This window comes from Pedobacter antarcticus (genome assembly GCF_900103515.1).
Taxonomy (GTDB): Bacteria; Bacteroidota; Bacteroidia; order Sphingobacteriales; family Sphingobacteriaceae; genus Pedobacter; species Pedobacter antarcticus.
This window is the reverse complement of record NZ_FNGZ01000016.1, coordinates 1-11948: the sequence shown is the minus strand read 5'-3', so window position 1 is coordinate 11948 and position 11948 is coordinate 1. Positions and strand designations below refer to the sequence as shown.

The window sequence follows — 11948 nt, the reverse complement described above, 5'->3', positions numbered from 1 at the left end:
CCACGTTCAGCCTGTGTTAAGTTTATATTAATTCCAAAGGCTGTACGGAATTCATTATCGGGGGACGGAAATAAAAATATCCACCGTTGCGTTTTCAGGGTCTTGTGCCTTTTCACCATAAATTTCGAAATCGGAATCATAAGTCCTTTGGATATCGGAATTCCAAATGCCGGTCCACTCTTTATAAACTATTCCTTCATTCAATTTCCCTTTAGCCTGAAAATGCTTATAGTTTCCGGCAGCAATAGTATGACCGGTTAATCCTTCCGGAATCTGGCTTAGGTCCGCAACCGGGCATCCTAATATGGTAGTGTAAGGCTTGGTATAGTCATCTTCATAATCAGTATAGATACAATAGACCTCCGGCCCTGTCGTACCAGGTATCCCCGCAGCAATATTCTCTGAAAAAAAACGCTCCCATAATAAAGGTATGTCTTTTGCCGACTGGCCATTTTCATTGGTAGTTCTCACAGGAAGACCAATAATGTAAGTTTCTTCAATTCTCATAAGCAATATTAATGATTATGGAACCGGCAATTGGCAGCGGTTCCTCAGCAGGAAATATACTAATTAAATTAGGATAAAAATAGCTATTCCGGGTTCGGTTAACTATCAATATTAGCAATACATTTACAGACAAGGTCTTATTGCATAAAATATTTATCTTCGCCGTTCATTAACAAAGTACAAATATGAAACTGGAAGAACAAATACAACAACGAAGTGAGAATAAGTGTGAGTTATGCGGATCGGAAGACTCGCTGAGACTATACGAAGTTCCGCCAGTTAATGGAAGTACAACAGACAATACAATATTAATCTGCAGTAAATGCGAAGTGCAGCTGGAAAAGAAAGAAGAACTTGACAGCAAGCACTGGTTGTGTTTAAGCGGAAGTATGTGGTCGGAAGTTCCGGCTGTGCAGGTCGTTTCATGGAGGATGCTTAATCGTCTACGCAACGAAAGCTGGGCAATTGATAACCTGGATATGATGTATCTGGATGACGACCTTTTGGCCTGGGCAAAAAGCACGGGTGATCATGAGAATGATACAACAATAGATTTCCACAAAGACGCCAACGGAAACATTCTGCAGACCGGAGATTCAGTGGTGCTCACCAGATCGCTCGATGTTAAAGGATCTACTTTAAATGCGAAGATGGGTACGGTAGTAAAGAACATTAGAATAGTTGAAGATAACACAGACCAGATCGAAGGAAAAGTAGAAGGACAGCTGATTGTTATCCTGACCAAATATGTAAGAAAGCAAGGTTAGCCATGCTTATCGACGCAGAAGGCCTGCAATAAATGCGGGCCTTCTGTATAGTATACCGGACATTCGTTTATGGTGTGCCTGCCCTTCGCGGATGCCCGCTCACAGGACTTTTTTATCTTGATCAGTTCCTGAATTTATATTGCATAATTTAAGTAATATACTCCATATAGACAAGTACTAAATACAATCTGACGTAGTCCTGTCATAACGCATCATTTTAAGCTGTACTTTTGCGCCCTTATTATGATGAGCAAGTTAACACATAAAACAATCAAATCGAAGAATCAGGGGATGGCTACGCTGCTTGCATTCGCGCTGCTGCCGCTATCTGGCTTTGCCACCGATGTCTACATACCTTCACTACCTTCAATGGCTGCATCGCTACAGGTCAGCGACATACAGGTCCAGTTAACATTAAGTCTTTTTCTAATCAGTTACGGATTATCGCAACTATTTATAGGTAGTGTGCTGGATAGCTTTGGCAGATATAAGCTCAGTCTGATCAGTCTGCTGATATTTGCGGGAGCCAGTTTTGTAATTGCAACAACCCACCAGATTTACCTGATTTACCTGATGCGAATTATTCATGGTCTAACAGTGGGTACAATCGTTGTGGCTAAAAGAGCTTATTTCGTAGATTTATTTACCGGCGAAAAACTCAAACACTATTTAAGTTTATTTTCTATTATATGGTCTACAGGCCCGATTATAGCCCCTTTTATAGGTGGGTATCTTCAAACTTCTATGGGCTGGGAATCCAATTTTTATTTCCTGGGCGGTTTTGCCATCCTGCTGGCCATACTGGAATTTGTTTATAGCGGAGAAACGCTTAAACACGCTATGGAATTTAACCTGAAGAAGATCACATTGGTTTACGCCGACATGATCCGTACCTGGAGTTTTACACTGGGAATTATCATGCTTGGGCTTGCCTATTCGATGGTTATGATTTATAATATGTCTGGTCCTTTCATCATAGAACATCATTTCAAACTTTCTCCGATCATTGCAGGATACAGTTCACTATTCCTGGGATTTGCCTGGATGACGGGTGGTTTTATTGGCAAGGCAACTATCAATAAACCTTTCTTTAACAGACTAATCGTCAATGTATCTATTCAGGTTGTCTTTGTAGCACTAATGTGGATCAGCACGTTATATATAAACAACCTCTATACATTATTAGGCTTTGCATTTGTTATACACGTGGGTGCCGGTTTCACCTTTAATAATTATTTTACTTACTGTCTGAGTCAGTTTCCTAAAAATGCAGGAATTGCGGGCGGACTTACAGGCGGAATAAATTATGTTATTGTATCCATGATGAGTTATGGGATCATTTCATTATTACCGGCAAGTGACGAAAGAAACCTGAGTTACAGCTACATGATACTAATATTTATGTCACTGGTAATTATGTATGCAGTATTTAAACTCAACAGAATACAAATTAAAGCTATCTAGGCCCGTGCAACAGTATATATATAAGGATATTTTTAGAGGTAAAGCAAGAGAGTTATTAATCATCGGCAAAGAAGACAACACTGAGTACCGCATTTTTTGTGACGGCTCTTTACTGGGAATTCTTTTAAAGGATACAGTAAGCCAACCCGAGGCTAAGTGGACAACCGTTTACAATGTTCTGAAACCCATCGCAGGGCGTATCGGGCATTTTATTGATAGCCATTAATTGTATCAATTAAGCAAAAATGCTTTAGTTATTCGTTTGGCAAACTAATTGCATATGCGAATTACAAATTCGGCTCTATATGCATAAAAGTACAACGTTCCTCCTTTTTTTATTCATTTCTTATAACGCCAGCGCGCAAAATGCGAACAATGCGCTTAAAGTAAATAATGAAGTCCGGGACACGGCGAGGAAGAGAGATCTGATTGATATAGGTAAATCTATATTTCATATCAGAACTTCGCCTGCGCGTCAGGAAACCCCTAAGAAGGTTATGTTTTCTTTGCTTCCAATAGGTGCTACTGTGCCGGGGGGTGGCCGTGCGTTGATTACCTCCACCAGTGCGGGTTTTTATCTCGGGGATAGAAAAACTACCGATATTTCCAACGTTACTTTCACGCCCTACTGGAATTTCAAAAGCCGTTTCGGATTACCTTTACGTTCCAGTATCTGGCTTTCGGATAACTCCTGGAATATTCAGGGAGACACCCGTTTTCTCGTGTATCCGCAGTATACCTGGGGAATAGGTAGCGGCAAGGAAGATGAGAAAATGCTGGTCGATTATAAATATGTTAGGTTCTATCAGAGTGCTTTGAAAAGAATCAAACCTTTTCTTTACGTCGGTTTGGGTTACAATGTAGATTACTTTGTGAATATCAAAACACCAGAACAGCGCCTGCAGGAATTTTCAGGTTACGATGTCGGCACAGAACAAGGCAATAACTCCTTCTCTTCCGGAATTTCACTGAACGTATTATATGATACTAGAAACAGTTCAATTAACCCACTTCCGGGTGCCTACCTTAACTTGGTTGTGAGAAACAATCCTGTATTTCTGGGTAGTAAAACCAACTGGAAGTCACTTTATATTGATGCACGTAAATATATCCCCCTGAACACCAGACCTCACCAGCAAAATGTACTCGCCCTCTGGACTTATCTTTGGACCGGACTATCCAGCAATATCCCCTACCTTAACCTGCCTAGTATTGGTTGGGATCCATATAACAAATCGGGACGGGGAATAGATCAGAATCGCTATCGTGGAAAGGGCTTATTTTATATGGAGGGAGAATACCGCAGGGACATTACAGATAATGGATTATTTGGTTTCGTAGTGTTTGCCAACGCAACCTCAGTGACAGAAGCCAATAATCAGTTTAAGAAGATTCATCCGGCAGCAGGTACAGGACTGAGAATAAAATTCAATAAGGCATCTAATACTAATATTGCGATAGACTACGGTTTCAGTAAAGGTTTCTCTGGCTTTCAGATCAATCTTGGAGAGGTTTTTTAACGACCATGAGTGTATAGCTGTCTTTCCCGGTTATAGTCTGATAAACCAGATCATAACCGATATAGTAAGAACTGAGCTGCTCATTAGAAATCTCGTCTATATTTTTCTTCTGTGCGCCACCCGCGATAATAGCAGCAACTAAGTTCTCCAGTTCTGCCTTACCTGGCAATTGATAATAAAGCTGGTTAACCATTTGGTTGTCTGCATGGAGACGGAACCAGGAAATCGCTTTTCCCTGTTCATTTTCGGCATTACCGAAGGCAAATGTTTTGTAAAGCTGGTTCTGCTGCTCTCCGGAAAGTTCAGGATGAAGAACCCAGTCTTTACTTTTTAGGGACTCATTAACTTTGAAAACAGTTTGTCCAATGTAGCCATTCAAATCTTCCAGGGCAAGATTCTGTGCCGAGGCTGTATTGAAATGAAAAACCCATAAAAACAAACAGGCTAAAAAATACTTCATAAGGCAAATATAAATATCTTTGCCGCCGATGGAAGATATCATATACAATTTTACTGTATCCTATGAAGGAGCAGAGATTCAGGTAAGAATTACCGAAACTGAAATTGACGAAGAAGTATTTTTTTATGTAGAAATACCCGGTGAAGAAAAATTTGAAATATTCTTGTCAGAAGATGATGAATGGGTAACCAATGACGAGAACGGACTTGAAGAAGACCTGATCCTATTAATTGGTGACAAATTTGAAAGCCTGCAGTCCTAAAGAACGGCCTAGCCGTTCTTATCTTTCTTGCGAATCAGCTTAAATTTGATATTCCCGTCATCGCCGTCCGTGGCCAGAATATGCACGACGATCCCTTTCATTCTTCTTTCTTTTATTTCTTTCTTATCTTGAATACCATCATCCTTTTTAGGATTTCTTAGCGGTACGTCCAAATAGATATTCGTTCCTTTACCCATCGAATAAACCCCTTCCAAATCTACATTCAGAATGCTTGAATTAATTTGCATAGGTTTAATAGTAATCAGATTACCCCGTACCAGAAAGTTGCCATGTAAATTGTCAAATGTAATATTATCAAGATCACGGAATGGAAATGCAAATTTACCGACGCTTTTCACCGCGTCGTAATTAAGCAGGGCCCCTCTTTTCAGGTCAAATTGTATATCCCCGTTCATAGATCCAGGTAACATCTTTCCCTGATTCGAGATATTTCCACTAAGATTAACTTTCGTAAAGAAATTACCTTTCAGGTTTTTATAGGTCGGACTTTTCAGGCCAAAATTATCAAAAGCATAAAAGAAACTTCGGATATTTACGTTGTCAACCACCGAATTCAGCTTAAATTTATTCCCGCTGCCCTGCTGCGTTAAACTCCCATTCAGACGAATTGCACCTCCCCCATGTTTCATAGTTACATTCTTAAGCTCAAGACCTGTTTCTGAAAGAAAAACGTTGGCATTCATACCCGTGCCGATAAACTTCCCATAATGAACCTGGTCAACTTTCATCTCGATTTCAGCTTTGCCTTTCTCCAGCATCTCGTTCATCTGATCCTTGAAATTTGAATTCTTTTTAGCTTTAGCAACCGGTTTCCTGCCCTTTCTGCTACCCAGAAATCCCATAAATTCTCCAAGATGTATCTGGGGACTGTACATCTTCCATTTTAACAGGGTTTTTTCGGGAGCGTTATAGTACAGATTCATGAAGTTGGCAATACTGCCGTCCATATTAATTATACTTTTTCCGGTTTGTAGGCGGATATCACGTATAAATAGATCATTTCCTTTAAAGTCCAGCGTTATGGAAGTATTCTTAAAATTGACATTTCTGGGTACATAACTCACATCTGCATTCTTTACACTGACCAAACCGGTAACTACTGGTTTGACCAATTTAAAATCTACAATATCTGCACTATAATGCAAGGCTAAGTCTGCGCTTCCCTTCGTAAATTTCAGAATATCCTCTCCAACAACAGGATTTAGTTTAGTAACCTCAAACTTAGAGCGGAAAGTACCCGTAGCTATCGGCTTATCCAGGTTATGAATAAAAGCTGTATCGATTGTAAATGGCATGTCTTTATATTTCCCGGAAAAACGATAAAGCTTAATAGCCGAATTAGCATCGGTGAAACCCTTTCCGTTAATAAAATTATTGGTAAACACGCCTGCAAAATTACAGTCTTCTACTGCGCCACCAGGACTGGTTAATTTGTTATCCTTCACAGATGCATTTACCAAAATTGAAGGATCGCCCGCTCCCATATTGCCAGATATAATACATTTTACATTTATCGGCTTCTCCAGGTTAAACATATTTAGTTTGGCGGTAATATTCGGTGCAAGCAAAGCAGAAGCATTACGCCATAAAATGCCGTTAGCTTCTATATTGATTGCAAAATCTACAGGATCACTTTTGATATTAAACTTCGCACCTATGACAAACGGGTCTTTGCCGATGTTTAACTTATTTGGCTCCACGGTAAGGATACCGGTGCTGTTGCTGTACGAAATATCCATTTTACCTTCCAGCACTTTATCTTTAATAAAGGATCCGCGTTTGGTATTAAAAGCCAGACTTCTGACGAGTGTTTTTAATTTAATATCTGCTTTCCAGCCCGAAAATGGATAGTCAACTTTACCGCTGAATTCATCAACGGCAAACAGAAACAATTTGTTCCCCTTTCTGTTATCCAGAATAAAACGGACATTGTTTAAATCAAAACGTCTAATCTCTGCCGGAGATGACTTATCTTCTTTAGTTCTGGTCGTATCTTTAGTGGATTTAAATATCGATGTGTTACTGTATCCGGTGCTGTCTGTATAGAGATAAATCTCAGCATCATTGATATATATCCTGCGAATTTCAACAGTCCCTTTTAACAAGGCCAATGCGTTAACAGAAACAGAAAGATCCTTCGTATTTAAGAAAGTATGTTTATGAGTGTTCCATAGACTATCTTTAAGTTCCACATCTGATAATTTAACGGAAACACCGGGGAAACCCTTTAAAAAACTTGGCTCCATACCACCTACTGTTAAAGTACCGTTCAGACTTTTATTCAGCTCTTTCGTGACCGAAACCAGGAGTTCTTTTTTATGAGAACTTACGTAAATGCCAAGGCCAATGAACACAACGATAATCAATAAAATAAGGGCAGTAAATACCTGCAGGACACGTTTTAACCAGATTGGCATAGAGTAGGCGTAAATTATTTAATGATAAACATTTGACAGGAGAATTTGTTTTTGGCCTGTTTCTAAAGTATTTTTATACTAAAATAGAAGAATATGAACAATTCTAATATAATCCAATCGAGAATAAGAAAATTTATGCTTACCGTGGCAGGCATATCCGGATTATTGACTTTTAACCCGGAAGCAGGCTCAGCGCAGACGACGGTGAAGGGAAAGCCGGTAGAACAGGTGGATTTCCAGCAGGACAAGTTCGGGCGGATCTTCTTCCCGGTAAAGATTAGCAAAGACACTGCAACTTTATTGTTCAGTACATTCGGAGAACCTGTACGTCTGAGTTCCTATTTTCAGAAGACGGAAGAGCTATTTCCTGGCTGGGAATACATGACGCAGACGGACCGAAACGGGAAAAGCCATAGAAGGCTCATATTTAATCTGCCTAAGATGGAGATTGGCAAAACCAAAGTCAGATCACTGCCTGTACTGGTTAACTATGCATTTCCAGATTCACTGGTTACCGGATCTACCGGCACAAAAATGCTCAGCAGATATAACTGGAGCATAGATAATGATAATAAGAAGCTGGCTTTCTCTAAAGGTGCCTTTCTGCCTTCTAATGAGTTCACTGCTATCCCCTTTGCCAAAAACACTGCACCGCAGGTCTCTGTGGGAATTGATGGTATTATAGAAGACTTCAAACTGGATCTGGGTTCTGGTGCGTCCTTTCAGGTAAACACAGAAAGTCCGCTTGGCCAGGCCCTGCTGAAAAAATATCAGCCACGCCCCCGCGTTACACTCACCTCTACAGTACATGCAAGAAAACTCGTAGATACAATCTATAAAATACAGGTACCGGAGTTACAGTTTAACGGTTTAACTCTTAAAAATCAACAAATTACACTCAGCACAGCTTTCCCCCACCATCTGGTTGGTGCGGCATTCCTGAATCAATATAATATTGTCATTAATCACTCCGGCAAAAGAAAAACAGGAAACAGCTTCATCTTAGAGGAAAGAAAAAAATCTTAAATCCAGTTCTAAAGAACCCGCATTGAACTATTCATGCGGGTTCTTTTTTATCCGGTGGAAGCTGTCCAGCCAAAAACGCGCAGGCCTGCGAAGCAATAAAATGGCAGGGAATTGAATTTCACCTTAAAACAGAATTTTATGAATATTGCAATCATTGGAGCCACAGGATTTGTAGGTTCAGCCATTTTAAACGAAGCATTAAACAGAGGCCATCAGGTTACAGCGCTGGTCAGAAACCCTGGAAAATTAAGCGTACACCACGAGCATTTGAAAATTGTTAAAACTGACATTCTTAACATCGGACAGGTAAAGGATGCATTATCGGGTAATGACGCAGTAATTAGCGCTTACAATTCCGGATGGTCTAACCCCAATATTTATGATGATTTTATCGCGGGGTCTAAAGCTATACAACAAGGTGTCAAAGAATCTGGTGTGAAGCGGCTTATTGTTATCGGTGGTGCAGGCAGCCTTGAAATTAAACCTGGATTACAGCTTATCGATACTCCTGATTTCCCGGAAGCCTACAAACCAGGTGCATCTGCAGCAAGAGACTATCTGAATATCATCAGACAAGAAAACGAACTGGACTGGACTTATTTCAGCCCGGCACCTGAAATGAATGTAGGCAATCCTGGTACCAGAACCGGAAAATACAGAACATCGAAAGATACTCCCGTTTTTGATGAACACGGCCGGAGCAAGCTTTCAGTAGAAGATTTAGCTGTGGCAGTACTGGACGAGCTGGAAAAACCGGCTCATATCCGTGAGCGCTTTACAGCAGCATATTAGCCTCACATTCTTCGAAAATCCATTTTTTATTCATTTAACGAATATTATATAACACAAGGCGGAACATTTTGCAGTGTCCACATAAAACGTCGACTAGGGTTCAAGCGAAATGTTCCATTTTTTATATTTAATCCTGAACACGACTTCTGTCAAAACTTGAATAATTATACCTACAAATATTTAACAATCAGATAGTTATAGTTTAGTTTCCATTTACACTTAATGGAACAATTAGCTTATTTCTATTATAAAAAAACGTGTTTCTAAGCATATAATTGGGCAAAGGATGGGCTTTAGATAGGCCAACCCCGGTAAAAAATGGGCCAACTAAGACCGACACCAGCACAAGACCCGAACAAGGCTGTGACCAGGTACATTTTAGTCTTGCAGGAGTCGGATTCGACTAAAAATCTCAATTATCGTCAGCGACCTTACCAATAACACATAGTCTTGTGGGTATCATGTGGGTTTCATGTGGGTATGTTGTAGGGTTCATGTGGGTTTTACAGGAGCAACAGTAACAGCTCACCCCATCAAGACCCGAACAAAACACGGACAATACTCCAATTGATAGTTATCGATGTCTTATCCTTGTCTTATCCTGAAATGGCTATACAGTTTACTGAATTAATTTTAGATAGACTATACACGCAAATTTGTTATTCCTATTCAATTATACAAGTTGCTCTTTTTTTCTTTGAATCTAGAAAATCTGCAAGGTGGCATCATCATTACGATGATTGCAAAATAAGATTTGTAACGTTCGGGTCGGCTTCGGGTCAACATCGGGTTGGGCTCAATAAAAGTTCGGGTTCCAGTCGAACAAGGCTAAAACCTGGTACACGCAAGACCCACACAAAACACAGGCAATACTCCGATTAATAGTTATTATAATAGCCGGGCATTAACAGTGAAAACCGGGTAGCTCCCTACTTTTCAGGCCAGGTAAATATTTGTGCAGGCAAATTTGTTCGATTAAATAAATTTGCAGTGCTTTGTTAAACCTTAACAAGTCTAAATAAGGCACTCCTATAAATAATGACAAAATTTCGAAAGGCTACGCAACAAATACATCTCTGGCTCGGCCTGGTAACTGGTTTAATCGTATTCATAGTTAGCATAACAGGCTGTTTATTTGTGTTTCAAAAAGAAATATCCGATCTGGTTCATAAAAAGACATTCTTCATACAACCTCCTGCCCAAAAGACTCAGTTGCCATTCAGCTACCTGCTGAGCCAGGCTTCAACCGCATTGGGAAAAGATAAAGCCATAAATTATACTGTGACCTATAAAGATCCGGCAAGAGCATGGGAGTTCATGACTTATAAAGCGGGTGACCCGAAGGCACTTACTTATTTCGGATCCTTAGCACATTATGAATCGATATTCGTCAACCCATATGACGGAAAGATAACCGGTCACTATGATTATAAATATGACTTTTTCAATATCATTAAATATCTTCATTGGGGACTGTTATTGAATCCGGATTATGGGCAATATATTGTTGGATACAGCACCTTAATCTTTGTTTTCATGCTGATTACGGGAATAATCTTATGGTGGCCAAAAAAATGGAGCAAAACCAACATCAAGAAGAGCTTTACGATTAAATGGGGTGCCAGCTTTAAAAGACTGAATTACGACCTACATAATGTACCCGGTTTCTACACTATGTTTATCACACTAATCTTAGCGTTATCGGGACTGGTATATGCATTACCCTGGTTTCAAAAAACGGTTTACGTAATTGCTGCCCGTACTTTTGAGCAGCCTGAAATTAAGTACGAGGTATCTACCCCCGCTCCTTTTACAGGAAAACCATTAGACAGAATATTTATCGAATCACAAAAGTTATTTAAAGAAACAGACCGAATTGCAGTCAGTCCGCCACTCAGTGAGGAAGCAGCAGTTTTTGTTACCGGACTACGCGGCAAAGAAGTGTATTACGACTTTGATGTACTGCAGTTTGACCAGTATTCCGCCAAATTATTAAATAGGAGAAATTACGATGAAATGAATGCCGGCGAAAAATTATCGGCAATGAACTACGATATTCATGTGGGCGCAATTTTAGGCCTGCCCGGCAAAATCCTAGCACTAATTGGGGGACTTGTAGCTGCTAGCTTACCCGTATCAGGCCTGATGATCTGGCTGGGAAGAAAGAAAAAGAATAAAAAACAGAAATAGATTTGCAATTGAAATTCTATTTTCTATCTTTGCAGCCCCGCAAGGGAGAAACGGACCGGTAGTTCAGCTGGTTAGAATGCCGCCCTGTCACGGCGGAGGTCGCGGGTTCGAGTCCCGTCCGGTCCGCAAAAAAAAGTAGTAAAACATTCAAAAGCCTTTAATCACACGATTAAGGGCTTTTTTGATTTAAAGAATCTCCCGAAATATTCAATTTTTGGATCAAATCATAAACTTGTGGAGTAGGTATTAAATTTCTAGTTTTGGGTTTGATATTTTCTTAGTTCATGCAAGAGGGTTACGATTCTTTAATAAGCTTACTATTACCCAGTTCGGGTAACTGACAGGTTCCATGTTCAGAAATTAGCAACTGAAGCGCTGCAGGAGATGCGCATAAAATACCGATGGAAAGCTTTAGATGCAGAAAATGAAGCTATTGACCAAGCCAGAAAATCCAAGACCAGCTTTCGAGCTGAGGTACTATCAATCGGAGATACACTGAAGCAACTACTGGCCAGAAGCCGG

Annotated in this window: 11 protein-coding genes, 1 tRNA gene and 1 pseudogene; 10 read left to right on the top strand and 3 right to left on the bottom strand. The window is 40.0% G+C overall.

The genetic code is table 11. From position 1 onward, the window contains the following. Positions 1-54: 54 nt before the first annotated feature. Entirely contained in the window at positions 55-507 is a 453-nt protein-coding gene (locus BLR53_RS18965) for a GyrI-like domain-containing protein (RefSeq protein ID WP_037444289.1), read from the bottom strand. A 185-nt stretch (positions 508-692) separates the two neighbouring features. Here BLR53_RS18965 and BLR53_RS18960 point away from each other — a divergent pair, with 185 nt between their 5' ends. The 4 genes from BLR53_RS18960 to BLR53_RS18945 all read left to right on the top strand — a co-directional run bounded on the left by BLR53_RS18960 (position 693) and on the right by BLR53_RS18945 (position 4258). Beyond that, on the top strand, positions 693-1274 hold the full coding sequence (locus BLR53_RS18960) for a PhnA domain-containing protein (protein ID WP_037444291.1): 582 nt from the start codon (positions 693-695) through the stop codon (positions 1272-1274). 243 nt (positions 1275-1517) lie between these two features. After that, on the top strand, positions 1518-2738 hold the full coding sequence (locus BLR53_RS18955) for an MFS transporter (RefSeq protein WP_425312233.1): 1221 nt from the start codon (positions 1518-1520) through the stop codon (positions 2736-2738). 4 nt (positions 2739-2742) lie between these two features. Next, positions 2743-2964, top strand: a complete 222-nt coding sequence (locus BLR53_RS18950; protein WP_143007915.1) for a hypothetical protein — start codon at positions 2743-2745, stop codon at positions 2962-2964. Positions 2965-3043: 79 nt separating this feature from the next. Continuing rightward, positions 3044-4258, top strand: coding sequence for a BamA/TamA family outer membrane protein (locus BLR53_RS18945; protein ID WP_074591793.1), 1215 nt, complete (start codon positions 3044-3046; stop codon positions 4256-4258). Here BLR53_RS18945 and BLR53_RS18940 read toward each other — a convergent pair. Further along, a complete protein-coding gene (locus BLR53_RS18940; protein WP_143007914.1) occupies positions 4236-4718 on the bottom strand; it encodes a hypothetical protein in 483 nt (160 codons plus the stop codon). The genes BLR53_RS18945 and BLR53_RS18940 overlap by 23 nt on opposite strands. A gap of 28 nt (positions 4719-4746) precedes the next feature. Between BLR53_RS18940 and BLR53_RS18935 the strand changes: the two genes are divergently transcribed. Next, positions 4747-4980, top strand: coding sequence for a hypothetical protein (locus BLR53_RS18935; RefSeq protein ID WP_074591791.1), 234 nt, complete (start codon positions 4747-4749; stop codon positions 4978-4980). A gap of 8 nt (positions 4981-4988) precedes the next feature. On the opposite strand, the gene BLR53_RS18930 is transcribed toward BLR53_RS18935, so the two are convergent. After that, positions 4989-7418 (bottom strand): AsmA family protein, encoded by a 2430-nt coding sequence (locus BLR53_RS18930; RefSeq protein WP_074591790.1) that lies wholly within the window; start codon positions 7416-7418, stop codon positions 4989-4991. A 93-nt stretch (positions 7419-7511) separates the two neighbouring features. On the opposite strand from BLR53_RS18930, the gene BLR53_RS18925 reads away from it, so the two are divergent. The 5 genes and pseudogenes from BLR53_RS18925 to BLR53_RS18905 form a co-directional block, all read left to right on the top strand. Continuing rightward, positions 7512-8444, top strand: coding sequence for a hypothetical protein (locus BLR53_RS18925; protein ID WP_074591789.1), 933 nt, complete (start codon positions 7512-7514; stop codon positions 8442-8444). A 138-nt stretch (positions 8445-8582) separates the two neighbouring features. Beyond that, positions 8583-9236 carry an NAD(P)-dependent oxidoreductase gene (locus tag BLR53_RS18920; RefSeq protein ID WP_037444312.1) on the top strand — a complete coding sequence of 218 codons (654 nt, stop codon included), beginning with the start codon at positions 8583-8585 and terminating at the stop codon, positions 9234-9236. 1038 nt (positions 9237-10274) lie between these two features. Further along, on the top strand, positions 10275-11426 hold the full coding sequence (locus tag BLR53_RS18915) for a PepSY-associated TM helix domain-containing protein (RefSeq protein WP_074591788.1): 1152 nt from the start codon (positions 10275-10277) through the stop codon (positions 11424-11426). Positions 11427-11478: 52 nt separating this feature from the next. Further along, positions 11479-11552 (top strand) — tRNA-Asp (locus tag BLR53_RS18910). Between the two features lie 213 nt (positions 11553-11765). Then, positions 11766-11948 (top strand): annotated as a pseudogene (locus BLR53_RS18905) (ISAon1 family transposase); the annotation flags it as partial.